Annotated in this window: 24 protein-coding genes; 7 read left to right on the top strand and 17 right to left on the bottom strand. The window is 71.2% G+C overall.

All coding sequences use genetic code 11. From position 1 onward, the window contains the following. Positions 1-47: 47 nt before the first annotated feature. The 3 genes from ACWD4G_RS01545 to ACWD4G_RS01535 form a co-directional block, all read right to left on the bottom strand. The gene (locus ACWD4G_RS01545; protein ID WP_451290058.1) at positions 48-2,522 is read right to left on the bottom strand and encodes an alpha-L-arabinofuranosidase C-terminal domain-containing protein; all 2,475 of its coding nucleotides are present in this window, start codon (positions 2,520-2,522) and stop codon (positions 48-50) included. 270 nt (positions 2,523-2,792) lie between these two features. Then, entirely contained in the window at positions 2,793-3,368 is a 576-nt protein-coding gene (locus ACWD4G_RS01540) for a histidine phosphatase family protein (RefSeq protein WP_451290057.1), read from the bottom strand. A 114-nt stretch (positions 3,369-3,482) separates the two neighbouring features. Next, positions 3,483-4,913 (bottom strand): aminotransferase-like domain-containing protein, encoded by a 1,431-nt coding sequence (locus ACWD4G_RS01535; protein WP_451290056.1) that lies wholly within the window; start codon positions 4,911-4,913, stop codon positions 3,483-3,485. Here ACWD4G_RS01535 and ACWD4G_RS01530 point away from each other — a divergent pair. Together ACWD4G_RS01530 and ACWD4G_RS01525 are read left to right on the top strand one after the other, a co-directional pair. Further along, entirely contained in the window at positions 4,912-5,883 is a 972-nt protein-coding gene (locus tag ACWD4G_RS01530; protein WP_451290055.1) for a DMT family transporter, read from the top strand. The two genes, ACWD4G_RS01535 and ACWD4G_RS01530, sit on opposite strands and share 2 nt — an antisense overlap. Positions 5,884-5,997: 114 nt before the next feature. Beyond that, entirely contained in the window at positions 5,998-6,192 is a 195-nt protein-coding gene (locus ACWD4G_RS01525; RefSeq protein ID WP_451290054.1) for a DUF1918 domain-containing protein, read from the top strand. 15 nt (positions 6,193-6,207) lie between these two features. Here ACWD4G_RS01525 and ACWD4G_RS01520 read toward each other — a convergent pair whose 3' ends face one another. Beyond that, a complete protein-coding gene (locus ACWD4G_RS01520) occupies positions 6,208-7,467 on the bottom strand; it encodes a glycoside hydrolase family 10 protein (protein WP_451290052.1) in 1,260 nt (419 codons plus the stop codon). Positions 7,468-7,650: 183 nt separating this feature from the next. Here ACWD4G_RS01520 and ACWD4G_RS01515 point away from each other — a divergent pair, with 183 nt between their 5' ends. Together ACWD4G_RS01515 and ACWD4G_RS01510 are read left to right on the top strand one after the other, a co-directional pair. Further along, positions 7,651-8,526, top strand: a complete 876-nt coding sequence (locus ACWD4G_RS01515) for a 3-hydroxybutyryl-CoA dehydrogenase (protein WP_451290051.1) — start codon at positions 7,651-7,653, stop codon at positions 8,524-8,526. A 191-nt stretch (positions 8,527-8,717) separates the two neighbouring features. Then, the gene (locus ACWD4G_RS01510; RefSeq protein WP_451290050.1) at positions 8,718-8,975 is read left to right on the top strand and encodes a hypothetical protein; all 258 of its coding nucleotides are present in this window, start codon (positions 8,718-8,720) and stop codon (positions 8,973-8,975) included. Between the two features lie 33 nt (positions 8,976-9,008). Here the strand turns inward: ACWD4G_RS01510 and ACWD4G_RS01505 are convergent, their stop codons facing one another. The 10 genes from ACWD4G_RS01505 to infC all read right to left on the bottom strand — a co-directional run bounded on the left by ACWD4G_RS01505 (position 9,009) and on the right by infC (position 19,787). Then, positions 9,009-9,554, bottom strand: coding sequence for an NUDIX hydrolase (locus ACWD4G_RS01505; RefSeq protein ID WP_451290049.1), 546 nt, complete (start codon positions 9,552-9,554; stop codon positions 9,009-9,011). A 128-nt stretch (positions 9,555-9,682) separates the two neighbouring features. Further along, positions 9,683-11,023 carry a transcriptional regulator gene (locus ACWD4G_RS01500; protein WP_451290048.1) on the bottom strand — a complete coding sequence of 447 codons (1,341 nt, stop codon included), beginning with the start codon at positions 11,021-11,023 and terminating at the stop codon, positions 9,683-9,685. 28 nt (positions 11,024-11,051) lie between these two features. Beyond that, positions 11,052-11,915: a PP2C family protein-serine/threonine phosphatase gene (locus ACWD4G_RS01495; protein WP_451290046.1), complete on the bottom strand. Its 864-nt coding sequence runs from the start codon at positions 11,913-11,915 to the stop codon at positions 11,052-11,054. Between the two features lie 291 nt (positions 11,916-12,206). Further along, entirely contained in the window at positions 12,207-14,711 is a 2,505-nt protein-coding gene (gene pheT, locus ACWD4G_RS01490) for a phenylalanine--tRNA ligase subunit beta (protein WP_451290044.1), read from the bottom strand. Continuing rightward, the gene (gene pheS, locus ACWD4G_RS01485) at positions 14,711-15,838 is read right to left on the bottom strand and encodes a phenylalanine--tRNA ligase subunit alpha (protein ID WP_451290042.1); all 1,128 of its coding nucleotides are present in this window, start codon (positions 15,836-15,838) and stop codon (positions 14,711-14,713) included. The genes pheT and pheS overlap by 1 nt, the downstream gene beginning before the upstream one ends. Before the next feature lie 135 nt (positions 15,839-15,973). After that, positions 15,974-17,113 carry an ATP-binding protein gene (locus ACWD4G_RS01480; protein WP_451290041.1) on the bottom strand — a complete coding sequence of 380 codons (1,140 nt, stop codon included), beginning with the start codon at positions 17,111-17,113 and terminating at the stop codon, positions 15,974-15,976. Positions 17,114-17,166: 53 nt separating this feature from the next. After that, entirely contained in the window at positions 17,167-18,018 is an 852-nt protein-coding gene (locus ACWD4G_RS01475) for a TrmH family RNA methyltransferase (RefSeq protein ID WP_451290040.1), read from the bottom strand. 279 nt (positions 18,019-18,297) lie between these two features. Continuing rightward, the gene (gene rplT, locus ACWD4G_RS01470) at positions 18,298-18,681 is read right to left on the bottom strand and encodes a 50S ribosomal protein L20 (protein ID WP_016642495.1); all 384 of its coding nucleotides are present in this window, start codon (positions 18,679-18,681) and stop codon (positions 18,298-18,300) included. 101 nt (positions 18,682-18,782) lie between these two features. Continuing rightward, on the bottom strand, positions 18,783-18,977 hold the full coding sequence (gene rpmI, locus ACWD4G_RS01465) for a 50S ribosomal protein L35 (protein WP_004933563.1): 195 nt from the start codon (positions 18,975-18,977) through the stop codon (positions 18,783-18,785). Positions 18,978-19,109: 132 nt separating this feature from the next. Next, positions 19,110-19,787: a translation initiation factor IF-3 gene (infC, locus tag ACWD4G_RS01460; RefSeq protein ID WP_451290277.1), complete on the bottom strand. Its 678-nt coding sequence runs from the start codon at positions 19,785-19,787 to the stop codon at positions 19,110-19,112. A gap of 378 nt (positions 19,788-20,165) precedes the next feature. On the opposite strand from infC, the gene ACWD4G_RS01455 reads away from it, so the two are divergent. Beyond that, the gene (locus ACWD4G_RS01455; protein ID WP_451290039.1) at positions 20,166-20,546 is read left to right on the top strand and encodes a DUF1844 domain-containing protein; all 381 of its coding nucleotides are present in this window, start codon (positions 20,166-20,168) and stop codon (positions 20,544-20,546) included. An 18-nt stretch (positions 20,547-20,564) separates the two neighbouring features. On the opposite strand, the gene ACWD4G_RS01450 is transcribed toward ACWD4G_RS01455, so the two are convergent. Continuing rightward, positions 20,565-21,296 carry an SseB family protein gene (locus tag ACWD4G_RS01450; RefSeq protein WP_451290037.1) on the bottom strand — a complete coding sequence of 244 codons (732 nt, stop codon included), beginning with the start codon at positions 21,294-21,296 and terminating at the stop codon, positions 20,565-20,567. 244 nt (positions 21,297-21,540) lie between these two features. On the opposite strand from ACWD4G_RS01450, the gene ACWD4G_RS01445 reads away from it, so the two are divergent. Beyond that, complete coding sequence (locus ACWD4G_RS01445; RefSeq protein ID WP_451290036.1) at positions 21,541-22,620, top strand: serine hydrolase; 1,080 nt, start codon at positions 21,541-21,543, stop codon at positions 22,618-22,620. 55 nt (positions 22,621-22,675) lie between these two features. Here the strand turns inward: ACWD4G_RS01445 and mycP are convergent, their stop codons facing one another. Together mycP and ACWD4G_RS01435 are read right to left on the bottom strand one after the other, a co-directional pair. Next, positions 22,676-23,920, bottom strand: coding sequence for a type VII secretion-associated serine protease mycosin (mycP, locus tag ACWD4G_RS01440; protein WP_451290276.1), 1,245 nt, complete (start codon positions 23,918-23,920; stop codon positions 22,676-22,678). Between the two features lie 341 nt (positions 23,921-24,261). Further along, the gene (locus tag ACWD4G_RS01435) at positions 24,262-25,086 is read right to left on the bottom strand and encodes a hypothetical protein (protein ID WP_451290034.1); all 825 of its coding nucleotides are present in this window, start codon (positions 25,084-25,086) and stop codon (positions 24,262-24,264) included. A gap of 121 nt (positions 25,087-25,207) precedes the next feature. Here ACWD4G_RS01435 and ACWD4G_RS01430 point away from each other — a divergent pair, with 121 nt between their 5' ends. Continuing rightward, positions 25,208-25,567, top strand: coding sequence for a hypothetical protein (locus ACWD4G_RS01430; protein WP_451290033.1), 360 nt, complete (start codon positions 25,208-25,210; stop codon positions 25,565-25,567). Positions 25,568-25,664 lie beyond the last annotated feature (97 nt).

Genomic DNA, 25,664 nt, shown 5'->3' with positions numbered 1-25,664 from the left:
CCAGGGGCGGCCCCGAGTCACCCACGACCCGGGGCCCGCCCCCGACCTCACCTCTTCTTGATCCGCAGGAACGTCACCGAGTTCGCCGGGAACGTGTACGTGAACTCGTCGGCGACCCCCGAGAACGTCGACGTCACCGGGGTCACCGGCGCATCGGTCTCGGTGTTCACCGCGTCCTGGTCGGCGGCCAGGGTGGTGACCTTGGCCTTGGAGGCGACCTTGGCGCCGCCGAGGTCGATGGCCGTACGGGCCTCCGCCGACTGGGCGTTGACGACCTTGACGATCAGGTCACCGGTCGCGGCGTCACGCGTGACGACCTGGCGGAACGGCTCGGCCGGCTTGTCGTCGGTGAAGCTGCCCCACTCCTCGCCGTCCAGGTACAGGGTGACCTGGCGGCCCCGCACCTTGATGTCGATGTCGTAGGCGCGGCCCGTCTCGATGGACCCGGCCTTGGTCATCAGCGTGCCCTTGCCGCCGTCCACGGCCTGCTCGACCGCGCCCTGGGTGTTGTTCCAGCCGCCCAGGTTCCACCAGTAGTAGTTGCCGGTGTCCTTGACGCCGAAGGCGACGAGGAAGCCCTCCTTGCCGGACTTCTTGGTGGCCTTCACATGCAGGTCGTAGTCGTGCCAGGACGGGTCGCCGGCCTGGACCATGGTGTTCTCGGCGGCCTCGTCCGTCTGGACGTACTGGCCGTCCGTGACGCTCCAGCTGCCGCCGCCCGTGTGCGTCCACTTCGCGGCGTCACCGGAGAAGTCGTCGCTGAGCAGCGTCGAGCCGTCCGCCGCCGTGACCTTGACGTCGTCGTACGCGGCGCTGGTGGCCCAGGTCGACAGACCGACGGCACCGGTGATCGGGCCGCTGACGTCGGGGGTGAGGGTGGCCTTCGACGGGACGACACGGTCGCCGACGTTGTTCATGAACAGCTTCTGGACCTCGTAGTTGGTCGAGTTCCAGGAGGCGCGGTTGTTGAACCAGACCAGGTCGGGCCGCCACTGGACGTAGTCCTCGTTGGCGAGCAGCGGGGCGTACGAGGCGAGCTTGACGACGTCCGCGTTGCGCTCCAGACCGGTCATGAACGCGGCTTCGGAGAGGCCGTTCTTCCAGGCGTTGCCCTGGGAGGCGTACTCGCCGAGGAAGACCTTCGGACCGTTCCTGTCGTAGGAGTCGTAGCGGTCGTTGTTCTGGAGGAACCAGTTGGGGCTGTTGTAGTAGTGCTCGTCGACCATGTCGACGTTCGCCTCGCGGTTGAGCTTCCAGGCGGTGTCGAAGGTCGTGCCGGAGTCGTCCGGGCCGGAGTTGGAGATGACCGTGATGTCCGGGTACTTCGCCTCGATGGCGGTGCGGAACTGCTGGAAGCGGGCGAAGAACTCGCCCGGGAGGTTCTCCTCGTTGCCGACTTCGAGGTGGGTGAGGTGGAACGGCTTGGGGTGGCCCATCTGGGCGCGGACCTTGCCCCACTCGGAGGTCGCCGGGCCGCCTGCGAACTCGATGAGGTCGAGGGTGTCCTGGATGTGCCGCTTGAGCAGCGCCTCGTCGGTGACGGCCTTGTTCTGGCCGCAGCCGGTCACCAGGGCCGGGACGACGGGCAGCGGCATGGCGCCGATGTCCTCGGAGAAGCGGAAGTACTCGTAGTAGCCGATGCCGTAACTCTGGTTGTAGCCCCAGAAGTTGGCGTTGGTGGCGCGCTCCTCGACCGGGCCGATGGTGTCCTTCCACTGGTAGCTCCGCTTGCGCTGCCAGTTGGAGGCCTCGCTGTAGTCCTCCATGGAGCCGGTGTTGACGAGGCAGCCGCCGGGGAAGCGGACGAAGCCCGGCTTCAGGGCGGCGATCTTCTCCGCGAGGTCCTTGCGCAGACCATTGGGCTGGTTCTTGTAGGTCTCGCGCGGGAACAGCGACACCATGTCCAGGGCCGCCGCGTTCGTGGACGCGACGGCGAGACGGCCGCGGTTGCTGGTGCGGTTCGCCGTGAACGTGACCTTGTACTTGGCCCAGCCGCCGTCGGCGGCCACCTGGCGGGCGGTGGCCAGGGTGCCCGCCGCGTCCTTCAGGGTGACGGTCAGCGTCGTACCGCCTTCGGCGCGCGCCCATACCGAGAAGTCGTACCGCTTGCCCTCCTCGACGCGGATGCCGGTGTTGTAACCGGCGTTCGTCACGCTCGAACCGGCGGTCAGGGAGAGGTAGTTGCGGTTGCGTTCGTTGAGGCGGCCGGAGTCGTTCATGACCTCCGCCGTGCCGGCGACCGTCCACGAGGTCAGGGGGGTGTACGACCGGTTGTCGTCCGTGGAGTACTCGAAGGATCGATTCTGCACGAGTTCCGCGTACAGACCGCCGTCCGCGGCCCGGTTGATGTCCTCGAAGAAGACGCCGTACATCGTGTCGTCGATCTTCGCACCCGCGGCGGCCGGGTCGACGGTGATCGAGTAGTCGGTGACGTCCTCGGCATGGGCGGTGGTGGGGATGAGGCCGGCCGCCATCAGGAAGGCGGTGGCGGCGACGCCGTATCTCCAGCGGGTGCGTGACATGGGTGCTCCGCGGCTCAGAGTGGCAACAACGATTGCGTTCGAAATCTCAGACGATGATCAGTACGTCGAACGGCAAGATAGGGAGGGCACAGAGGGGCGTCAATGGGGTGCGCGAGGCCACTTTGACGAAAAGTTTCGCCTGTTGCTGCCGAGTCAGGACGTTGGTTCGCTGCGGCTCCGTCGTGGCTGGTCGCTCCCCCACGCTCGGCTTCGCTCGCGCGGGGGGACCCCCATCGCGGCGGAGCCGCACGATGTCCCGCCCCGCGCCCCTTACGGGGCGCTGCCCAACCGGAGGTTCCAACGCCCCGGCCGCCCCGCCACCGTGACCGTCGACAGGGGCCGGATGTCCATGTGCCAGTACGTCGACGGTGGGGCCTTGAGGGTGTGGACGAGGGCGGCTCGGAGGACGGACGGTTCGGCGACGGCGACGATGCGGCCGCCGCCGTCGGTCGGGCGGGTGTCGAGCCAGCCGCCTATCCGGGTGATGAACCCCATCAGCGACTCACCGCCGTGCGGAGTGGAGTCCGGGTCGGCGAGCCAGGCGTCCACGGCGGAGGGCTCCCGGGCCATGGCCTCGCCGAGGGTGAAGCCACGCCAGCGGCCCATGTCGCAGTCCCGCAGCGCGGGCTGGACCAGCGGTGCGTAGCCGAGGGCGTCACCGGTGGCCCGGCTGCGGGGCGTCGGCGCGCAGTAGCGCAACTCGGCCGCCGACAACGGCACCAGCGCATGCGCGGCCCGCTGCACCTCCTCCCAACCGGCCTGGTCGAGCGGCCTGTCGTCCTCGAACCGCTCCGCGAGCAGCGACGAGCAACGGGCGGCTGCGACGAACGTGACCCGAAGATGCATGCGGCGATGGTGGGCCGCGCGGCTGGGCGGGTCAAGAGGCGTTACTGGCCGGTCAAGAGGCGTTACTCAGGAGTTACCCGAGGTACTCCGAAACCCCTCGCGACCGCCCGGAACTCAGCCGCCGACGGCCTCCCGCAGCCTCCGTACCCCCTCCGTGATCTCCCCCGCCCCGGCCACCCCGGCGAAGCTCAACCGCAGGTGCGCGGCCGGGGGTTCGGCGCTGAAGTACGGGCGGCCCGGGGTGACGGCGACGCCCGCGCGCAGGGCGGCGGCGACAAGGGCGGCCTCCTCGGTGCCGTCGGGGAGGCGGACCCAGAGGTGGTAGCCGCCGGAGGGGATGTGCGGCAGAGCGAGTTCGGGGAGGCGCAGCCGCAGTGCGGAGGTCATGGTGTCCCGGCGGTTCCTCAACTCCCGTGACACCGCCCGGAGATGGCGGGGCCAGGCGGGCGATCCGACGAGTTCGAGCGCGGCCTCCTGGAGGGGCCGGGGGACGAAGAAGGTGTCGACGACCTGGATGGCGCGCAGCCGTTCCAGTACCGGCCCCCGGGCCGCGAGCGCGCCGACGCGGAAGCTGGGCGAGGTCGCCTTGGTCAGCGAGGAGACGTGTACGACGACTCCGTCCGGGTCGTCGGCGACCAGCGGCGGCGGCAGCGGCCCCGCGTCCTCGTGCACGAGCCGCCGTACGAAGTCGTCCTCGATGACGAAGGCCCCGGCCTCGCGGGCGATCCGCAGCACCTCGCCCCGGCGGTCGGCCGACAGGGCGGCGCCCGTGGGGTTCTGGAACAGCGGCTGGCAGACGAAGAGCCGGGCGCCGGATGCCTTGAACGCGTCGGCGAGCAGGGCCGGTCGTACGCCGTCCGCGTCGACCGGCACGGGTACGGGGCGCAGGCCGGCCGCTCGGGCGATGGCCAGCATGCCGGGGTAGGTGGGCGACTCGACCAGGAGAGGGGCGCCGGGCGGGGCGAGGGCGCGCAGGGCGGTGGTCAGCGCGGACTGGCCGCCCGTGGCGACGATCACCTCGGCGGCGGTGACCGTCCCGCCGATGCTGCGCGCGAACCACTCGCGCAGCTCGGGCAGCCCGTCCACCGGTGGCCGGGCCCAGGCGCCCGGCCGTCGTCCGGCCCGGGAGAGGGCCGCGCCCATCGCCTGTTCCGGTTGCAGGGAGGGGTGCAGATAGCCGCTGTTGAACTCGATCACTCCGGGTGGCGGGAAGGCGAGCGTCGCCAGGACGCCGGACGCGTCGACCGTGCGGGGCACCAGCTCGGTGGTGGCGTCGGCGCTCAACGCCACCTCCTGCCAGGACGTGTCCCCCACCGCCGCCGCCCCGGTCTCCCTCGGCACGGCCCGGAACGCCCCGGCGCCCGGCCGGGTCACCACCAGCCCCTCGGCGACCAGTTGGGCGAGCGCCCGCGACACGGTCACCGGACTCACGCGATACCGCTCGACGAGCGCCCGACTCGACGGCAGCTTTCCACCTGGCGAGTAGCGGTCAAGCTCCCGCCTCAGCTGTTCCACCAGTTCATCCGCGCTGCTACGCTCTTGCATGAGAGTAGACAGTAGCGCTATCAGCAAGAATTCAGTAGCGGTCGACGGCAAGCGCGCGGTCGGCGAACCCCATCGCCGCCACGCCCCCGCCCGCACCCGCGGAATCCTCCGGGCCCGTACCGGTGGCACTTTTCAGGCCGCTCTCGGGGTGATCGCCTTCTCGCTGACCTTCCCGGCCACCGCCTGGGGGCTGGAGGGGTTCGGGCCCTGGTCGCTCGTCACCGTGCGGACCGTGCTCGCCGCGTTGATCGCCGGTGGCTGTCTGATGGCGCTGAGGGTGCCGCTGCCGGGGCGTGAGCACTGGGCCGGGCTCGCGGTGGTGGGCGGCGGGGTCGTCGTGGGCTTCCCGTTGCTGTCGACGCTCGCGTTGCGGACCTCGACCACCGCGCACGCCGCCGTCGTGGTCGGACTGCTGCCGCTGACGACGGCCCTGTTCTCGGCGCTGCGGATGGGCGCCCGCCCCTCGCGTACGTTCTGGGTGGCCGCCTGCGCCGGAGCCGCCGCCGTGCTCGCGTTCACCGTCGGCCAGAGCGGTGGCGCCCTGAGCACGGCCGACCTCTACCTCTTCGGCGCCCTCGTGGTGTGCGCGGCCGGATACACCGAGGGCGGGAGGCTCGCCCGGGTGATGCCGGGCTGGCAGGTGATCGGCTGGGCGCTGGTGCTCTGTCTGCCGTTCGGCCTCGCGGGGGCGTTCCTGGCCCTGTCGTACGAGCCGGTCCAGCTGACCGGGCACAGTGTGGCGGGGCTGTTGTGGGTGGCGGCCGGGTCGCAGTTCCTGGGGCTTGTGGTCTGGTACCGGGGCATGGCGGCGATCGGGATACCGAAGGCCAGCCAGTTGCAGCTGGCACAACCCCTGCTCACACTGGTGTGGTCGGTGCTGCTGCTCGGCGAGCACCTGACGGTGGCCGCCCCGCTGACGGCCGCGGCGGTGCTGGTGTGCATCGCCGTCACCCAGCGGGCGCGGGGCTGAGCGGCGCCGCCGCACCCGCCGGAACCGGGCTTCCGCACCGGTTCCCACGGGGCTCCCGCGCCGTAGACTCAAGGCCACGGACCGCTGCTCCCGCACCCCGAGGAGGCCCCGAAGATGCGTGCAACCGTGGGCGACCAGCTTGTCCAGCACGGCAGGGTGGTCGGGCAACACGACAAGGTCGGCGAGATCGTCGAAGTCATGGGCCAGGAGGGCAACCCCCCGTACCGCGTCCGCTTCGAGGACGGGCATGTGGGCGTCTGCTCCCCCGGCCCCGACACCGAGATCCGGCACAAGGAGACGCGAGAGTAGATCCTCGGCCGAGGGTCAGCGCGGTGGTTGCGCCGGCTGCTGATAGTGGTCGGCGACCACCTGCGCCATGGCGCCGATCCTGTCGACGCCGACCTCCTTCGCCGAGAAGAACACATGCCCGCGCGCCTCGGCGTAATCGCGGGCCAGCGTGAGGTGCTTGGACAGCTCGGCCGGGTCCTGCCAGGCCGCGGGCTGCGCCGGGTCACCGGCCTTGTAGAGCGCCTCGCCGAGGTAGAGCTTGGTGCCGCTGCCGCGCGCGGTCTCGGCCCACCAGGGCAGCAGCTTGGCGTAGTCGGCGGCGGCGAAGCCGATGTTCCAGTACAGCTGGGGCACGATGTAGTCGATCCAGTTCTCCTGGACCCATTTCCTGGTGTCCGCGTACAGGTCGTCGTACGTCTGGACGCCCGCCCTGGTGTCGGAGCCCCGCTCGTCGGTGGCGATGTTGCGCCACACCCCGAAGGGGCTGATGCCGAACTCGGTGCCGGGGCGGACGCTCTTGATCCCGGCGGCGGTCTCGCTCACCAGCTTGTCGATGTTGTCGCGCCGCCAGTCGGCCCGGTTGGCGAAGTCCCCGCCGAACTCGTCGTACGCCGCGTCGTCGTCGAACACCTGCCCGGCGACCGGGTACGGGTAGAAGTAGTCGTCGAAGTGCACGGCGTCGACCGGGTACTTGCGGACCGCGTCGAGCATCGCCTGCTGCACGAAGGCGCGGACGGCGGGGATACCCGGGTTGTAGTAGAGCTTGCCGCCGTAGGGGACGGCCCAGTCCGGGTTCTTGCGCGCGGGGTGGCTCTCGATCAGTCGGCTCGGGTCGGTGTGGTTGGCGATCCGGTACGGGTTGAACCAGGCGTGCAGCTCCAGACCGCGCGCGTGGGCCTCCTCGACCGCCGTGCCCAGCGGGTCCCAGCCGGGGTCCTGGCCCTGGGTTCCGGTGAGGACTTGCGACCAGGGCTCGTAGGGGGAGGGCCACAGGGCGTCGGCGGTGGGGCGTACCTGGAAGATCACCGTGTTGAGGCGGCGCTCCACGGCGGTGTCGAGATGGGCGAGGAGTTCGGCGCGCTGTTCGTCGGCGGTGAGGCCCGGCTTGGAGGGCCAGTCCCGGTTGACGACCGTTGCCAGCCACATACCGCGCAGTTCCCGGCTCGCGTGCCTTCGGCGGCGGCTCGGCTCCCCGCCGGCGATGGCGGTCCCCGCCGCCACCCCGCCCGCCGCCACGAGTGTCACCGCCGCCGTCGCCCAGAACGCCCGTCGGGACATCCGTGGCTTGCGATGCATGGTCATTACCTCCGCCTGGCGCTTGCCTTGCCGCAGCCCGCTTGGTCATACGGACTGCCGCGCTCCAGCCTTCCATGCGCCACCCCGGATACTGATCGGTAACGGTCGCGGGTAACGTGCAGGTTTGGCGCAGGCCCCCACCAGGGGTATCTGCCAGGCACGTGGACCAGCGAAGGGAACGATGTGACGGACTTCCCGGCGGGAGACATCTCGCGAGTCGGAGTCGTGGGCTGCGGCCAGATGGGAGCGGGCATCGCCGAGGTGTGCGCCCGCGCCGGTCTGGACGTGAAGGTCGCCGAGACCACCGGCGAGGCCCTGGAGTTCGGCCGGACCCGGCTGTTCGGCTCCCTGTCCAAGGCGGCCCAGCGCGGCAAGATCACCGAGGAGGAGCGGGAGGCCACCCAGGCGCGGCTGAGCTTCACCACCGACCTCGGAGAGTTCGCCGACCGTGACCTCGTCATCGAGGCGGTCGTGGAGAACGAGCAGGTGAAGACCGAGATCTTCCAGGTACTCGACCAGGTGGTGACCCGCCCGGACGCCATCCTCGCCTCCAACACCTCCTCGATCCCGCTGGTCAAGCTCGCCGTCGCCACCTCGCGGCCCGACCATGTGATCGGCATCCACTTCTTCAACCCGGCCCCGGTGCAGAAGCTCATCGAGCTGATCCCGGCGCTCACCACCTCCGAGGGCACCCTCAGCCGGGCGCAGCTGTTCGCCGAGAAGACCCTCGGCAAGCACCCCGTCCGCGCCCAGGACCGCTCGGGCTTCGTGGTCAACGCCCTGCTGGTGCCGTATCTGCTCTCCGCCATCCGGATGTTCGAGTCGGGCATCGCCGGGCGCGAGGACATCGACAACGGCATGGAGCTGGGCTGCGCCCACCCGATGGGCCCGCTGAAGCTGTCCGACCTGATCGGTCTGGACACGGTCGTCTCCATCGCCAACTCGATGTACGAGGAGTACAAGGAGCCCCTGTACGCCGCTCCCCCGCTGCTCCAGCGCATGGTCGACGCGGGCCGGCTGGGCCGCAAGACGGGCGCGGGCTTCTATTCGTACCCCTGATTACGTTCAGTGAGTTCTGGGCCGGCCACGGGCCCGGCGCCGTCTTCGGCGCCGGGCCCGTGGCATTCACACACCGTGTGCGCGACGGACACGCATATGCCCGTCGCACACGCTCCCCTCCCGTCGACCAGCCGAGTTGACTGCCTGTTGCACATGAAAGGGATGTGACGACTACAGAAAGGAGCGGGCTCGTGGCACTCGACCCCGAGCATCCCGTGCTCCACGGCGAACTCGCAGAGTTACGCCGTCGCCTCGATGTGGCGCACGCACGCGTCGAAGGAGGGCTGACCCTGTTGAGCCACCGTGCCGAGCAGACCGCCAAGGAACTCGACGACCTGAGCAACCGTGTCGTCAATCTGGAGCACTCCCGCTGGCCGCTGCCCGCCGTCGCGGCCCTCACGGCCATCGGTGCCCTGGTCGTGTCGGTCTGGCAGGTGGTGGGCCGCTGAACGGGTCGGACGGGACGCGCGGGGGAGAACGGATCAGGGCTTGGCGTCCTGCCCGAGCCTCAGATGGTGCAGCAGGAGCAGCGCGGCCGCCATGTTGGAGGCCGGGACCTCACCGCGGGCGACCATGTCGGGCACGAGCTTGAGGGGAACCCATTCCCTGCGGTCGGACTCGAAGTCGTCCACGGGGTGACCGACGTACGCGGCCTCGTCGGACCAGTAGATGTGGTGCACGGCGTCGGTGAGCCCGTTGGAGGGCTCGACGCTCATCAGACGGTGCAGGGGTCCCGGCCGCCATCCGGTCTCCTCCTCCAGTTCACGGGCGGCCGCGTCGGCGACGGATTCACCGTCCTCGACGACACCCGCCGCGAGTTCCCAGCCCCAGCTGTCGGTGATGAAGCGGTGCCGCCAGAGCAGCAGCACCTCGTTGGCCTCGTTGACGACCGTGGCCACGGCCACGGGGCGCAGCCGTATCAGGAAGTGGTCGAGGTGCCGGCCGTCGGGCAATGCGACATCCGCGAGATTGACGCTGAACCAGCGGTTCGCATACACAGTTTGTTCGTTCTGCTTTGTCCACTGCACGGTTCTGCCACCTTCCGCCGAGTAGATGGCAATATCGCAGCAGGAACGTGCTGACAGCAGGCGCACAGTGGGGGCACGGCCGTCCCGGACGCGTGGTGCCGGAGCCATCCGCGCAGGCCCCGTCGGTGTCACAGCGGGATGCGCAGTGCTCCGTCGATGAGTTCGGCGGCTTCGGCGGTCCCCGCGCAGTCGCTGCGCACGAGGTGTTCGCGAACCGCCCGGAGTCTGTCACGCAGCCGCATGGACTCCATGCCACGGGCCCGTTCGGTCATTTCGACGGCGGTCGCCACCGCCTTGTCCGCGTTGCCCTGCCGCAGTTCGATCTGGCTGAGCATGGCGAGCCGGTGCACCCGCCCCCGGTCGTGCGCCGGGGTGTCCACGGCCGCCTCCGCGTGCTCCGCCGCGCCCGTCAGATCGCCGAGGCTGAGCAGCGCCTCCGCCACCTGGACATTGACCAGGCCGGGTTGGACATAGCCGGTCTCGTCGGGTTCGTAGCCGCGCCGGATGCGCTCGGCGGCCTGCTCGGCCCGCTGGATGCAGGACAGCGCGCTGGTGCCGTCGCCGAGGTGCGCGTACGCCTTGGCCTGCATGGCGTAGAGGTCGGAGGCGAGCGCCGGGGTGATGTCCCGTCCGGCGGCCCGCAGCGCGGCCTCGGCGAAGGCCACGGCCTGCCGGTACTCCTTCATGAACAGCACCTGGTTGACCAGCAGCGCGATCACATACGCCCCGAGCCCCCGGTCCCCGCTCGCCTTGGCCAGCCGCAGCGCCTGGTGGAAGTACCGCTGGGCGAGCCCATGGGCATCGGAGTCGTAGGCGCAGATCCCGGCGATGGCCACCAACCCGCCGGTGGCCCGGTGGAGTTGACGCCCCGTGGCGTCGGTGTAGCTACCACGCAGCAGCGGCGCGGCCTCGGCGTTCAGGAAGCCCACGATCCGCGTCCGGGTCGCTATCCCGCCCGCTTTCCGGTACATCTGCTCGTAATGCGTCCGCGCGGCCCGCAGCATCGCGATGTCGGCCATGCTGACCTGATGCCGCCCACCGCGTGAGACGTCCACGTCCTCGGGCGGGTTCTCCCACTCCCACACGGGCATGACCGCCGGTGTCCCGGTGACGGCCGGGGCCCCCAGCACATGCGCCCGCTGCTGCTCGTCGGACCGCCACAGCGCGGTGGCCCGCTCCACGAACCCCGAGAGCCCCGCCCCGTGCAGGGTGGTGGGCTCCCCCGGCACACCGAGCCCGATGTCGTCGAGGGTGACGGTCCGGTGCAGCCGCCCGGCGAGCACCTCGCAGATCAGGTCGGGCACCTGCCCTCTGGGCCGCTGCCCCTTCAACCACCGTGCCACGGCGGTGTGTTCGTACCTCAGCGACAGCCCTCTCGTCCGGCCCGCCTGGTTCACATGGGCGGCAAGACCCGCGTGGGAGATACCGGCCTCGTCGAGGATCGCGTCCAGCAGGGTGTTGGGCTGCATAGCGCCTCCGGCGGCATGCGGGGTGCGACTACGGGGTGGGGGCTACCGGTGGATTGTCGACCGCGGGTTGTTTGTGGCTGGTCGCGCCCTGCGGCGGAGCCGCAAGTGGATGCTGCCTCGCGCCCCTCAAGGCTAGTCGCCGTTCGTTGTGGAGTACCAGTATCGCGATGTCGTCCTTTGGCCTTCCTCCTGTGTGCCTCAGGAGTTGGGTGAAGACTGCGCGGAGGATGGACTGGGGGGAGATCGGGCGGCCTTGGACGGCCTCCGCCAGCGCCTTCGGCAGGCCGAAGAACGCGCCGTTCGCGTCTCTCGCGTCCTCGACCCCGTCCGTGTGGAGGAACAGGGCCTCTCCGGGGAAGAGCTGGCCGCACGGGGTGGGCGGCAGCTCGGCCGGGAGGGGGAACATGCCCAGCGGGGGCATCGGATCGGTGTGGGCGACCAGCTCCGCCCGGCCCGCACTCAGCAAGTACGGCCATGGATGGCCGCAGTTGAGGGCGTGGACGGCGCCGTCGGGGGCGATCTCCAGCAGGACCACGGTCACGAAGTCCTCGGTGTCCTCGGCACGGGCGCCGTCGCGCACATGGCGGGCGAGGGCGCGGTCGAGGCGGGAGAGGAGTCCGGCCAGGTCGGCTTCGTGGTGGACGGCCTCACGGAAACCGCCTAGTACGGCGGCGACGGTGCCGGTGGCGGCGAGCCCGTGACCGCGTACGTCGCCCATCACGACGCGTACGCCGTGGCTGGTGGCGATCACGTCGTACAGATCGCCGCCCCCGCCGGCCCCGCGCTCGGCGGAGAGCCGTACGGCGGCTGCGGCCAGACCGTCGATACGCGTGACCGGCGGCCGAGCGGACCGGCTCCGTGACGTCCGTGCGACCGGCCAGATGTGTCGCACCCGACGAACGAGACGGGCACCGGCCTTGCTTCGAATCATGCCGTTGGCCCCCCATCAGGCCCTGACAGCGTGTACGGCCCCGAGAGGCCGGTCCGATTCTGTCGACCACATGCCCCGAACGAGCCGGATCACCGGAAGTTGTCACCCAAATGAGTGAGATATAGCGATGGGGCGCGGGGTGGATATGGGGGCATGGGGGCTTGCCCCCATAGGGGCGCGGGGAACTGCGCGACCAGCCACGGACGCACCCGCAGCCGCCAAAAACCCGCAGCTCCCCACCCCTTGGGCGCCCTAGCTCCGCAGCACAGCCCCAGTCCGCTCGCCCGCGAGGGCAACCGCCGCGTCCCGGGCGGCCGACGCCTCATCCACGGTCAGCGTCCGATCCCCGGCCCTGAAGCGGAGCGCATAAGCCAGCGACTTCCGCCCCTCACCCAACTGCTCGGCGCTCTCGTACACGTCGAACAGCCGGATGCTCTCCAGCAGTTCCCCGGCGCCCTCGCGCAGCGCGGCCTCCACATCGGTGTGCGGGACGAACGCGTCGACGACCAGGGCGACATCCTGGGTCGCCACCGGGAACGTGGAGATCTTCGGCCCCTTGGGCACCCCGGCGCTCGCCGCCTGGAGGACATCCAGATTCAGCTCCATCGCACAGGTGCGCGCGGGCAGCCCCAGCGTCTTGAGGACACCGGGATGCAGCTCACCGGCGTACCCGATGACCTTCTCCGCGCCGTCCACGACGACCGCCAGCTCGGCGCAGCGGCCCGGGTGCCACGGCCCGTACTGGCCCTTGCGGACGGTCAGTTCGGCCCCGGCCTCGCCGGCGAGCAGCCGTGCCGCCTCGATCGCGTCGGCCCAGTCGGCCGGACGGCCCTTGCCCCACCAGCCGGCCTGCTCACGGGCGCCCGCGAGGACGACGGCGGCGTGCCGGGGCTGGTCGGGGAGCGCGGCCGTGAGGGACGCCAGCTCCTCGTCGGTCGGGCGACGGTCGACGGGCAGACGGCCCGCGACGCGTCGCTCGTCCTTCGGATGGAAGACGAGCCCGGTCTCGAAGAGCGCCAGGTCATGGCTGCCCCGGCCGTCGTTGCGCCGCAGGGCACCGAGCAGGCCCGGCAGCAGCGTCGTACGGAGGGCGGGCTCCTCGTCGGAGAGCGGGTTGACGAGCTTGACGACCTTGCGGTGCCTGTCGTCGGCGTCGAGGCCGAGCTGGTCGAAGACGGGCTCGCCGATGAACGGGTAGTTCAGCGCCTCGACGTAACCGGCACCGGCCAGCGCGAGCCCGACACGGCGGTGCAGCCGCTGCCGGTCGGTGAGGCCGAGACCCGCCGGGGGCTTCGGGAGCGTGGAGGGCAGGTTCTCATAGCCCTCAAGACGGATGACCTCCTCCGCCAGATCGTTAGGGTCGGTGAGGTCGGGCCGCCACGACGGGACGGTGACGATCAGCTCGTCCTGGCCGTAGACGTCGCAGCCGACCTCCTGGAGGCGGCGTACGACGGTCTCGCGGCCGTACGCGACGCCCGCGACCTTGTCGGGGTGGTCCGCCGGGATGCTGATGGTGTGCGGGGCGGACGGGGCGATGACCTCGGTGACGCCCGCGTCGGCGGTGCCGCCGGCGAGGAGGACCAGCAGGTCGACCGTGCGCTGGGCGGCCGCGGCACCGGCCAGCGGGTCCACGCCGCGCTCGAAGCGCTTGGACGCCTCGGAGGACAGCTTGTGGCGGCGGGCCGTGCGCGCGATGGCGATCGGGTCGAAGTGCGCGGCCTCGATGACGACCTCGGTGGTGGTGCCGTCGGTCTCGTCGACCTCGGTGTTGGCGCCGCCCATGACACCGGCGAGCCCGATGGGCCCGTACTCGTCGGTGATGACCAGGTCCTCGGTGTGCAGCGTGCGCACGGCGCCGTCGAGGGTGGTGAGCTTCTCGCCCGCCTCGGCGCGACGGACGCCGATGCCGCCCTGGACGCGGGAGCGGTCGTAGGCGTGCAGGGGCTGGCCCAGCTCCAGCATCACGTAGTTGGTGATGTCGACCGCGAGGGAGATCGGGCGCATGCCCGCCTTCTGCAGACGGCGCTTGAGCCAGATCGGGGACTTGGCGTCGGGGTCCAGGCCGGTGACCGTACGCGCGGTGAAGCGGTCGCAGCCGAGCGGGTCGGAGACCTCGACGGGGTGGCCGAAGGCGTTGGGGCCGGGTACGTCGAGGAGGGCCGGGTCGCGCAGCGGCAGCCCGTAGGCGGTGGCCGTCTCGCGGGCGATGCCGCGCAGCGAGAGGCAGTAGCCGCGGTCGGGGGTGACGGCGATGTCGAGGACCTCGTCGACCAGCTGGAGCAGCTCGATGGCGTCGGTGCCGACCTCGTACTCCGGCGGGAGCACGATGATGCCCTTGGTGCCGTCGTCACCCATGCCCAGCTCGTCGCTGGAGCAGATCATGCCGTGGGAGTTGCGGCCGTAGGTCTTGCGGGCGGAGATCGCGAAGCCGCCGGGCAGCTCGGCGCCCGGGAGGACCACGACGACCTTGTCGCCGACGGCGAAGTTGCGGGCGCCGCAGACGATCTCCTGGGGCTCGCCGGTGCCGTTGGCCGTGCCGACGTCGACCGTGCAGAAGCGGATGGGCTTCTTGAAGCCCTCCAGCTCCTCGATGGTCAGCACCTGGCCGACGACGAGGGGGCCCTTGAGGCCGTCGCCGAGCTGCTCGACGGTCTCGACCTCCAGACCGGCCGAAATGAGCTTGGCCTGGACGTCACGGCCGGTCTCTGTCGCCGGCAGGTCGACGTACTCCCGCAGCCAAGAAAGCGGGACCCGCATCAGATCTCCATCCCGAACGGCCGGGTGAACCGGACGTCACCCTCGACCATGTCTCGCATGTCTTCGACGTTGTGGCGGAACATCAGCATCCGCTCGATGCCGAACCCGAAGGCGAATCCGCTGTACTTCTCGGGGTCGACGCCACAGGCGGTCAGCACCCGGGGGTTGACCATGCCGCAGCCGCCCAGCTCGATCCAGCCCTCGGACGAGCAGGTGCGGCAGGGGCGGTCGGGGTTGCCGACGGACTCGCCCTTGCAGACGTAGCAGAGCATGTCCATCTCGGCGGACGGCTCGGTGAAGGGGAAGAAGTTCGGCCGGAGCCGGGTCTTCATGTCCTCGCCGAACAGCGACTGGACCATGTGGTCCATGGTCCCCTTGAGGTCGGCCATGGTCAGGCCCTCGTCCACGGCGATCAGCTCGATCTGGTGGAAGACCGGGGTGTGCGTGGCGTCCAGCTCGTCGGTGCGGAAGACCCGGCCGGGGCAGACGACGTAGACCGGCAGCTCGCGCGTGAGCAGCGAGCGGGCCTGCACCGGGGAGGTGTGCGTGCGCAGCACGACACCGGACTCGTCCCCTTCAGCGCCCTTCGGGCCCTGGACGAAGAAGGTGTCCTGCATCTGGCGGGCCGGGTGGTCCGGGCCGAAGTTCAGGGCGTCGAAGTTGAACCACTCGGCCTCGACCTCGGGGCCCTCGGCGATCTCGTAGCCCATGGAGACGAAGACGTCGGCGACGCGCTCCATCATCGTGGTCAGCGGGTGGCGGGCGCCGGACGGTACGCGGTCGTAGGGCAGTGTGACGTCCACCGCCTCCTCGACCAGCACGCGCGCGTCGCGCTCGGCCTCCAACTCGGCCTGGCGGCCGGCGAGCGCCTTGTTCACGGCGCCGCGGGCCTGGCCGACGAGCTTTCCGGCGGCGGCCTTGGCGTGCGGAGGCAGGGCGCCGATCTCGCGGTTGGCGAGCGCCAGCGGGGAGGTGCCCCCGGTGTGGGCGACCTTGGCCTCCTGGAGCGCGTCGAGGGAGTCCGCGGCGGCGAAGGCGGCGAGCGCCTCGTCCCGCATGCGCTCGATCTCTTCCGGTTTCAACGCCTCGACCTCGACAGGGTCGTACGACTTATTGGGTGCCGACATCTCTTCCCGTGCTTCCGGTTGGCTGGCGGATGGTCCCCGTCCCGACTCGGGGGACGTGTCGTCCCTGAAACGGGGACGCAAAGGTGCCAAAGGCCGAGTCTAACGGGGTGGAGGTGCTGCGAACGCGCCCGTGGGCTACTGGGCCAGGTAGGCCGGTGCCCCCACGGGCAACGTAAATCGGAACTCGGCGCCGCCGCCGGAGGCGCGTCCGACCGTGATGGTGCCGCCGTGGGCTTCGACGATGCCCTTGACGATATACAGCCCGAGGCCGGTACCGCCGCGCTTGCTGCCCCGCCAGAAGCGGGTGAAGACGCGGTTCATGGACTCCTCCGGGATGCCGGCGCCCTCGTCGCTCACGGTGACCGACGTACCGATGTCCTCCCCTTCTCGGGGAGACGCCGTGGGCGTGACGTCAATCGTGACGGTTCCCTCGCCGTGCCGCACCGCATTTTCGAGGAGGTTGCTGAGCACCTGGTCGATCTTGTCGGGGTCGGCCCACAGGCCGGGCAGCGGCTGTTCGATGCGGAGCAGGAACCGGTCGGCGGGCTGCCCGGCGGCGACGTACGCCTGGATGTGCCGTCCGACGGCCGCACCCATGTCGACGGGCTGCCGCCTGACCTCCAGCCGCCCCGAGTCGATCCGCGAGATGTCGAGCAGTTCGGCGATGAGCCGGGTGACCCGGTTCGCGTCCGCGTCGACGGTCTCCAGCATCAGTTTCTTCTGGTCGTCGGTGAAGCGCTCCCACTTGGCCAGCAGGGTGGCGGTGAAGCCCTTGACGGAGGTGAGCGGGGAGCGCAGTTCATGGGCGACCGTGGCGATCAGCTCGGCGTGGCTGCGCTCGGTGCGGCGCCGGGCCTCGGTGTCGCGGAGGCAGACGACGACCCGGCGGACGGGGCCGGTGGGTTCGGTGCGGACGTAGCGTGCCGATACGAGGACTTCGCGCGCCCCCGGCAGGAGCAGGTTCCGCTCGGGCTGGCCGACCCTGATGGCGAGGCCCCCGTAGGGGTCGGTCAGCTGCCACCAGCGGCGTCCTTCGAGGTCTTCTAATGGCAGGGCCCGTTCGAGGGGGTGGCCGAGGGCGGCGGCGGGGGAGGTGGCGGTGATCCGGGCGGCGGCGGCGTTGAAGCAGATCACGCGGCCGTTCTCGTCGGCGACGACCAGTCCGTCGGGGAGGTCGTCGGGGTCGAGGCCGAGTTCGACGGGTTCACCGTACGGGGTCCTGGGTGCGGGGCACGCCTCGTGTGCTCCCAGTGTGCTGCTCGTGCCGACCCTCATCCCCGTACCCCACCTCTCGCGTTGTGCAGTGGGCCCCCGAGCCCGTCACCCTACTAGCTGGGAGTGACGGTGCGGCACCCTCCGAAGGCGCGCTGTGCACGGGCGGACGCGTAGAGACATACGGCGGCGGCGGTCGCGAGGTTCAGGCTCTCGGCCTTTCCGTGGATGGGCACCCGTACGACGGCGTCGGCGAGCGCCCTGGTCTCCTCGGGCAGCCCCCATGCCTCGTTGCCGAACACCCAGGCCGTGGGCCCGCCCATGGTCCCCTTGTCGAGTTCGTCGTCGAGGTCGTCCTCGCCGGCCCCGTCGGCGGCGAGGACGCGTACGCCGGTGTCCTTGAGCCTCCCGACGGCCTCCTCGACGGGCACCCCGACGGCGACCGGCAGATGGAACAGCGAACCGACGGAGGCCCGCACGGCCTTGGGGTTGTAGAGGTCGACGGAGGCGTCGGTGAGGACGACCGCCTCCGCCCCTGCGGCGTCCGCGCAGCGCAGTACGGTGCCGGCGTTGCCGGGGTCGCGGACGTGGGCGAGTACGGCGACCAGCTTGGGCCGGGACGCGAGGACGTCCTCGAACGGTGTGTCGACGAACCGGCAGATGCCGACGAGGCCCTGTGGGGTCACGGTGGTGGAGATGTCGGCGATGACCTGCTCGGCGGCGAGGTGGACGCGGGTTCCGGTGGCGCGGGCCTCGCCGATGATGTCGGCGTACCGCTCCGCGGCGTCGATCGTGGTGAACAACTCGACGAGGGTGTTCCGGCCGTGGGCCGCCGCCTCCCGCACGGCCTGCGGGCCCTCCGCGAGGAACAGGCGCTCCTTGCTCCGGAAGTTCCGCTTGGCCAGTCGGCGGGCGGCGGAGACTCGGGGAGAGCGGGGGGAGATGAGGTCGGGGCTGGTGGCGGGCATGGGTGGTCACCTTCGGGGCGTGGGAAGGGGGCGTGGGGGCCGGTTTGGTGTCTGCGGCTCGGTTGGGGCTGGTCGCGCAGTTCCCCGCGCCCCTAAAAGACACGGGCCCCGGGGGCCGAAAAGCGTGGGGCGCAGCCCCCGCTTTTCGGGGGCGCGGGGAACTGCGCGAGCAACCCCCACCCACCCGCAGCCGAACAACCGCCCCAAACGCCCGGACCCGCAGGCGGCAAGCACCTGCGGGTCCGGGTCACATCACATCCGGCTCAAGCCGGCGCAGCGTCACGCTGCCTTCGGCGCGTTCACGTCCGACGGCAGGGCCTTCTGGGCGACCTCGACGAGCGCGGCGAACGCGTTCGCGTCGTTGACGGCCAGCTCGGCGAGGATCTTGCGGTCGACCTCGATGTTCGCGGCCTTCAGACCCTGGATGAAGCGGTTGTACGTGATGCCGTTGGCGCGGGCAGCGGCGTTGATGCGCTGAATCCACAGCTGACGGAAGTCACCCTTGCGCTTCTTGCGGTCGTTGTAGTTGTAGACCAGCGAGTGGGTGACCTGCTCCTTGGCCTTGCGGTACAGACGCGAACGCTGACCGCGGTAGCCGGAGGCCTGCTCCAGGATCGCCCGGCGCTTCTTGTGGGCGTTGACTGCCCGCTTGACGCGTGCCACTTTTTAACTCCTTGTAGCGGGGCCGTGGTGGTCTTCACACGACCCGGAATCGATTGGGTCCCGGTCCTGACGTACGGCGCTCACAGAGGGCGCCGCCGACGTCACTTGCCGAGAAGCTTCTTGATCTTCGCGGCGTCGCCCGGGGCCATCTCGGCGTTGCCGGTGAGGCGACGCGTCACGCGGGACGACTTGTGCTCAAGCAGGTGGCGCTTGCCGGCGCGCTCACGGAGCACCTTGCCGGAGCCGGTGACCTTGAAGCGCTTGCTGGCACCGCTGTGCGACTTGTTCTTCGGCATAGCGCCGTTCTCTCCTCGTCAGTGGCGCTCCCGTGCCCGGTCGCTAAACCGGGCACGACGGAACGTCATTTCTTTCGGTTGACACCCCGGACTCGTCGTCCAGGACTTCCCCCGGACTCTCGTCCCGGAGACTTACGCCTCGGCAGGCTCCTCGGCCGGCGCCTCGACCTCGACGTGCTCGGCGTCGGCGGCGTTCTGCGACTTGCCAGGGTTGGCCTTCGCTTCCGCCTTCCGCGCTTCCTGAGCCTGACGGGCCTCGGCCATCGCCTCGGTCTTCTTCTTGTGCGGACCGAGAACCATGATCATGTTTCGGCCGTCCTGCTTGGGGTTCGACTCGACGAACCCGAGCTCCTGGACGTCCTCCGCGAGACGCTGCAGCAGTCGGTAGCCCAGCTCGGGCCGGGACTGCTCGCGACCACGGAACATGATCGTGATCTTGACCTTGTCGCCCTGCTTGAGGAACCGGACGACGTGACCCTTCTTGGTGTCGTAGTCGTGCGGGTCGATCTTCGGCCGGAGCTTCATCTCCTTGATGACCGTGTGCGCCTGGTTCTTGCGCGCCTCACGGGCCTTCATGGCCGACTCGTACTTGAACTTCCCGTAGTCCATGAGCTTGCAGACCGGCGGACGTGCGTTCGCGGCCACCTCGACCAGGTCGAGGTCGTACTCCTGCGCAAGCTCCAGGGCCTTGGCAAGCGGAACAATCCCGACCTGCTCGCCGCTGGGACCGACAAGTCGCACCTCGGGAACGCGAATCCGGTCGTTGATGCGGGGCTCGGCGCTGATGGATCCTCCTCGGTAGCACCCCACGACGGTCTGGCGGACCGCCGCGTTATGTCTGGCTGACATTAAGGACCAACCATCGGGAGGCAAGAAAAATGCCCCGGACGGGACACAGGCGGGGCTCCAATACTGCCGGAGCACCGCCGCGGGTGTGCCGCGGGGCGCGGTTTCGGACGACTCCACCGTCCGTACGGAACGGTGGGGGCCGTCTGACCGGGGTGACCTGCCGCCCCGGGGGCGGTCAGGTGGGAGTTCGGAGCCTCCACTTGCGGGTCGGACACGCAGGTGTCCGACCGGTCGTTTCACAACGATAGCGGGTTGACACGACCGGTGCCAATTCGGGCGCGTGGCCTTGCATGGACTCCCGTGGATCGGGGAAGAGGCGGCGGGGCCTATCGTGTGGGCATGAGTGACACCCCTCCCGAGGTTCCCGGTCCCGAGACCCCCGATTTCGACGCCATGGCCCGCGACATCGCGGAGGTTCCCGCGGTCGAGGTGATCGTGACGGTCGCCGTCAATCTGATGAGCGCCGCCGCCGTGAAGCTCGGTCTCGCGCCTCATGACGGGGAGAGCGCCAATTACAAGGACCTCGACGAGGCCCGCAAGCTGGTCACCGCTCTCGCCGGTCTCCTCGACGCCTCCACGACGGAGATCAGCTCCTTCCACGCGGCCCCGCTCCGCGACGGCCTGAAGTCACTGCAGCTGGCGTTCCGCGAGGCGTCCTTGGTGCCGGACGAGCCGGGGCAGGGGCCGGGCGAGAAGTACACCGGTCCCGTCTACGGCTAGGGCACACCCACGCCGTTCTCAGGGACGTACGTACAAGGGCTCGCCCGGTGGTGTCGCCCCGGCCGGCAGGAGTGCCAGGTCGAGGCCGCGTACCAGGCGGGCCCTCAGTGTCTCGTCGGTGGCGAGGCGGCGGGCCACGGCCTGGGCTGTCTCGGCCGGGGTGGCGGACGGCTCCAGAACCAGGGCGAGGGTGCCGTCGGCCCGGCCGGGGCCGAGGTGGGCGCGGAGGACGGCGGGCTCGGCGGCGACGGCGGACCGTACCGCCTCGACGACGGCCGGGTCGGCGAGCGGGTCGGTGGTGGTGCGGCCCTCGGCGAGGGCGCGCAGGGCCGGGCCCGTCAGCTCGAACGGCACCGGCCCCGCGAGGTCCAGCACGATCGTGTCGGCCTTCTCGTGCGCGGCGGCCTGGAGGGCCTGGTGCAGGGGTACGGCGACGGGGCGGGCGGCCGGGTCCCAGCGGGCCAGCGACTCGGTGGAGGTGAAGGCGGGCAGGGCGGTGCGGTGGCCGGCCTTCAGTGTGGGGACGGCCATGTCGCTGGTCTTCTCGCGGCGCAGCCCCTTCTCGTCCTCCTCGACCTCGCCGAGTACGGCGACGACGGGGACGAGCAGTCGGGTGCCGTCGAGTGCCTCAAGGACAGGCCCCACGGCGGTGCGGTCCTCGGCCCAAGCGGCGAGCGCGGCGGCCAGCCCGGGGTCGGCGGAGCCGTCGTCGTCGGAGAAGCCAGGGTCGGGGATGTTCTTGTTCGCCACGGTTGTCGACCCTATCGGGGGTGACCGCCGGGGGCGTTCGCGGGCCGGGCTTGGGGGCGGGGGCCGTGCCACGTTTCCGGGCGGTTGCCCGGCCGTGCCATGGGCGGTCGCAGGCCGGTTTTCCGGAGGTTCGTCGGACTCGGAAACGTGACGGTCATCTCACTCACGGTTTTCTCAGGCTCCCCTGACGAGCCTCTAACACACGGCTAACCCACCGCACAGCCCGGCGCAGAACCATCGCGGCATGTCTCCTCACAGAGCCCGTCGCCGTGCCCGTACGGCCAAGCGCCGTCCGCTCTATCTCGCCGCGCTGGCCGCCCTCGTCGTCAGCGGTACGGCCGCCGGGACGGTGTATGTGACCGCCCGGGCCCAGGACAGCGGGAGGGCCGCCGTATCGTCGTCGGCGTCATCGTCGATATCGCCCTCGGCCTCGGCGTCCGTGTCGCCGGGTGCGGACGGGGCCGTTGAGGAGGCTTCGGTGGAACCAGCGGCGGCGCCCGAGGTGAACTACGACGCGTTGCTCGCGGCGGCCATGGCCCAGGTGCCGGTGGAGGACGGGGCCGAGGTGTCGGTGGCCGTGCTGGACACGGCCTCCGGGGACTCGGCGGTGTACGGGGACGGGCGGTTCGACACGGCGAGCATCGTGAAGGCCGACATCCTTGCGGCGCTGCTGCTCCAAGCCCAGGACGAGGGGCGGCGGTTGACGGCCCAGGAGCGGACGTACGCCTCCGCGATGATCCGGGAGAGCGACAACGCCTCCGCGACCGCCCTGTGGAAGGCCATCGGTCAGGCGTCGGGCCTGGACGCCGCGAACGAGCGGCTCGGTCTCACCGACACGGAGGGCGGCGACGGCCTGTACTGGGGGCTCACCCAGACCACCGCCGCCGATCAACTCGCCCTGCTCCAGCAGGTGTTCGGGGACGACGAGACCTCCGAGCTGAGCACGGCCTCACGGGCGTACGTGCGGGAGTTGATGGGTTCGATCGCCGAGGGCCAGGACTGGGGGGTCTCGGCGGCGGCGACGCAGGGCGGCGACAGCGGTTCCTTCGCCCTGAAGAACGGCTGGCTGCCGCGTACGGCCACCGGTCTGTGGGACATCAACAGCATCGGCCGGGTGACGGTGGGCGGCCGGGAGTATCTGGTCGCGGTCGTGTCGGACGGCAACACGACGAAGGCGAAGGGTGTTTCGCTGGTGGAGGCGGCGGCCCGGGCGGCCGTGTCGGTGTTCGGGGACGTGAGCGCGGACGAGGAGGGGACGGCTGACGGGACGGCTTCGGTGGCCGCCACGTCCGCCGCCAAGGCGACGACGAGGGTGACCTCGTAGGCGACGACGAGGGCGATGTCGTGGGCGATGTCGTGGCCGTACCGGCAGGTGGTGGTCAGACGGCGAACTCGTCGTCCGGTTCGGTGAAGTCCTCCGGGCGGTGGCGGCCGAGCCGGAGGACCACCGCGGTGATGAGGAGGGCGGCGCCGAGGCCGCCGGCGGCGGGGGCGGCCCAACCGGTGCCGCTGTCCTCCTCGGCCACCGGGTCGGGGCCGGAGCCGAAGTACTCGCGGCCGTACGACGCCGACGTGAGGTCGTCCGGCCGGAGTCTGCCGCCCTCCTCGATGGCGGCGGCGGGGTCGACGAAGCCGAAGCCGTAGGCGTCGTCGCGGCCGCCGGTCGGGGCGTCGCGGGCGGTTTCCTCCAGGAGGCGTTTGACCTGGGCGGGGGTGAGTCCGGGGTGGGCCGCCTTGATGAGGGCGGCGGCGCCGGAGACGAACGCGGCGGCGGCGCTGGTGCCCCAGCCCTCGTAGTACTTGAGGTCGGGGTCGGCGATGACGACGTCGAAGCCGGGGGCGCTGACGCTGGCGTACCAGCGGCGGGTGGAGAAGTCGGCGCGGACGCCGTGTTCGTCGACGGCGGTGACCGCGATCACGCCCGGGTAGGCGGCGGGGTACGAGATGTGGTCGCCCTTCTTGCCGCCGTTGCCGGCCGAGGCGACGACGATGGAGCCCTTCTTCAGGGCGTACTGGACGGCGGCGTCCTCGGAGGGCTCGGGGTGGGCGGACTCGGAGTCGTCGCCGAGGGAGAGGTTGATGACGTCGGCGCCCTGGTCGGCGGCCCAGCGGATGCCTTCGGCGAGGGCGTTGCCGCGGGTGCTGCGGGCCTTGGAGCGGGCGGAGTCGCCGTCTTCGAGGATGACGCGGACGGGGAGGATCTTGGCCTCCGGGGCGATGCCCATGACACCGTCGCCGTTGTTCACGCCGTGGCCGTGACCGGCGATGATGCCCGCCATGGCGGTGCCGTGCCGGGCCCAGGTCCGGTCACCTCGTGACGCCCCGAACCCGATCATGTCCTTGGTCGGCAGCACGTTCCCGACCAGGTCCGGGTGCTCGTCATCGACACCGGTGTCGAGCACGGCGACGGTGATCCCGGCCCCCTTGGTGGTCCGCCACGCCTCCCGCGCATGCATGGCATCCAGCGCCCACTGCTGATCCCGAATCCCATCGGCGTACGCGGCGGTGGAGGGGAACAGGGCGAGGGATGCGGCCAGGGGGAGGGACAGGAGGGCGACACGGAGGGGGCGCCGTCGCGGGCGGGGGGCGGGGGAGGCAGGGGGTGTGGGCGGGGTGGGGGGCATGTGCGCGGGGCTTGGGGCGGCGGCCCGGGTGCGCGGCACGTGTGTGGCGTTTGAGGCCGTGGCCGAGGCGCTCAGGGCAGAGCGACCGGGCTGCCGACGAGCCTGCTGCTCCGCCGCCTCCGTACCGTTCCCCCGGTCCATCCCACCCATGCGATCCGCCTGCTCCACCGCGCTCCGCCGCTCCCTCCGGTCGAACCGGACCCGCCCGTCCAGCCCGTCCGAGCGGTCCTGCTCATCCAACTCGACCAGCCGACTCGGGCGGCACTGCCGAGCCCGCTGCCCCCGCTGGTCCAGGCGCCCCCGGCTCTTCGACGGCTCGGCCCCCGCGTCCTTCCCGGCGGTCATGACGTCCGCTCCGTGGTCGACGCGGCGGTTTTGCGGAGGCCTCGTTCGATGCGGTCGGCGAGGCCCTTGGCCTCATGGCCCAGGCCGGACTGGGCGGGGGCCGTGGTGGCGCCGGTCTTCATCGCGTCCTCGGCGGGCTGCGGTTCGGTGATGGTGCGGCCGTCGGCGAAGCCGGACACCGCGTAGACGACGACGGGGACGTCCGTGAGCACGGAGATCGTCCACGAGGCGCGCTGGTCGTCGCCGAAGCCGGCCGCGACGGTGTTCTCGGCGGCGTAGGGGCGGGGCATGAGATCGGTGCGCCGGTCGAGGCCGTCCTTCTCGAAGCGGGTCTTGAGGGCCGTCATCGTCGCCGCGTCGGCCCTGGTGAACATCAGGCCGACGGTGGTGACATTGCTGCGGGTGGCGTCGGTGTAGGTCGCGCGCAGCAGTCGTAGGCACCCGGCGGGGTCGAGGGCCCGGCGGAGCAGCGGGTCGAAGGCGTCGGCGCAGCCGCTGTCGGGGGCGACGGCGATACGGGTCCACGTACGGTCGGTGCCGCCGGGTCCGGCGCCCTCGCCCTGCACGGTGGGCGGGAACAACTCGTCCACGGGCACGCTGTGCCACAACTCCCCGGCCGCCGCGAAGCCGGTGCGGTCGCTGTCGGCCCCGGAGTCCCCGGTGAGCCAACTCCCCGCCGCCGCGCCGCCGATGAGCCCGACGCCGAGTACGACGCAGGCGGCGACGGCGGCAGCGCGGTTCCCCGACGGCCACATCCTGCGCCGTCCGTCGTACGGTTCGGCCCCGGCCCAGGCCGAGGTGTCGGGCTGCGCCAAGGTCACGAAAGGCCGCCCCGCGGCCGAGCCGAGCGCCGCGTCGATCGCCTCGGCCGAACGCCGCGAGGGCGCCGACGCCGGTTGCCACCCGCCGGCCCGGTCGGACTCGACGGAACGGGGGCGTGGGGTGACGGTCTCGGGCCGGGCCTCTTCGGGGAGCGGGCTGCGCGGCGGCGATGTCCGGGGCGGTACGGCACTGCCGGCGGCCGGTGCGGCGGAGCGGGACCCCGGTTCGGAGGGCTGCCCGGCCGAGCGGGACGAGGCGCTGCCGGCCGGCGAACCGCCGGGCCGGGAGGTCCCGTCCGTGAACGGCACTCCCCCACGAGGCGCCGACACCCGGGGCGGCTCGGCGGGGCGGGGCGGAAGGGAGGACTCGGGAGCATCGGCGTTCGAGGCCCGCGCGGCAGTCGCACGCCGCCCGCCATCACCCGCCGGGGACGTCGACGCCCCGGGGAACCGCACGGAAGCCGGGCGTGAGCCGCCCTGAGAACGCGGCTCGGACGGGCCATCGGGGAAGCGCGCCGACGCAGCGGACGTCCCGTCCTGAGAGCGCCGCTCCGGCGGGGCATCCGGGAAGCGCGCCG

It is taken from the genome of Streptomyces sp. NPDC002643, from assembly GCF_053592555.1.
The sequence above is the reverse complement of the archived record's forward strand: the minus strand, read 5'-3'. Positions and strand labels throughout refer to the sequence as shown.

What these genes read in the sequence shown, in the direction of transcription:
- ACWD4G_RS01545 (WP_451290058.1), bottom strand. Translation starts at nt 2,522, where the DNA reads ATGTCACGCACCCGCTGGAGATACGGCGTCGCCGCCACCGCCTTCCTG.
- ACWD4G_RS01540 (WP_451290057.1), bottom strand. Translation starts at nt 3,368, where the DNA reads ATGCATCTTCGGGTCACGTTCGTCGCAGCCGCCCGTTGCTCGTCGCTG.
- ACWD4G_RS01530 (WP_451290055.1), top strand. Translation starts at nt 4,912, where the DNA reads ATGAGAGTAGACAGTAGCGCTATCAGCAAGAATTCAGTAGCGGTCGAC.
- ACWD4G_RS01535 (WP_451290056.1), bottom strand. Translation starts at nt 4,913, where the DNA reads ATGCAAGAGCGTAGCAGCGCGGATGAACTGGTGGAACAGCTGAGGCGG.
- ACWD4G_RS01525 (WP_451290054.1), top strand. Translation starts at nt 5,998, where the DNA reads ATGCGTGCAACCGTGGGCGACCAGCTTGTCCAGCACGGCAGGGTGGTC.
- ACWD4G_RS01520 (WP_451290052.1), bottom strand. Translation starts at nt 7,467, where the DNA reads ATGCATCGCAAGCCACGGATGTCCCGACGGGCGTTCTGGGCGACGGCG.
- ACWD4G_RS01500 (WP_451290048.1), bottom strand. Translation starts at nt 11,023, where the DNA reads ATGCAGCCCAACACCCTGCTGGACGCGATCCTCGACGAGGCCGGTATC.
- pheT (WP_451290044.1), bottom strand. Translation starts at nt 14,711, where the DNA reads ATGCGGGTCCCGCTTTCTTGGCTGCGGGAGTACGTCGACCTGCCGGCG.
- pheS (WP_451290042.1), bottom strand. Translation starts at nt 15,838, where the DNA reads ATGTCGGCACCCAATAAGTCGTACGACCCTGTCGAGGTCGAGGCGTTG.
- ACWD4G_RS01480 (WP_451290041.1), bottom strand. Translation starts at nt 17,113, where the DNA reads ATGAGGGTCGGCACGAGCAGCACACTGGGAGCACACGAGGCGTGCCCC.
- ACWD4G_RS01475 (WP_451290040.1), bottom strand. Translation starts at nt 18,018, where the DNA reads ATGCCCGCCACCAGCCCCGACCTCATCTCCCCCCGCTCTCCCCGAGTC.
- rpmI (WP_004933563.1), bottom strand. Translation starts at nt 18,977, where the DNA reads ATGCCGAAGAACAAGTCGCACAGCGGTGCCAGCAAGCGCTTCAAGGTC.
- ACWD4G_RS01455 (WP_451290039.1), top strand. Translation starts at nt 20,166, where the DNA reads ATGAGTGACACCCCTCCCGAGGTTCCCGGTCCCGAGACCCCCGATTTC.
- ACWD4G_RS01445 (WP_451290036.1), top strand. Translation starts at nt 21,541, where the DNA reads ATGTCTCCTCACAGAGCCCGTCGCCGTGCCCGTACGGCCAAGCGCCGT.
- mycP (WP_451290276.1), bottom strand. Translation starts at nt 23,920, where the DNA reads ATGCCCCCCACCCCGCCCACACCCCCTGCCTCCCCCGCCCCCCGCCCG.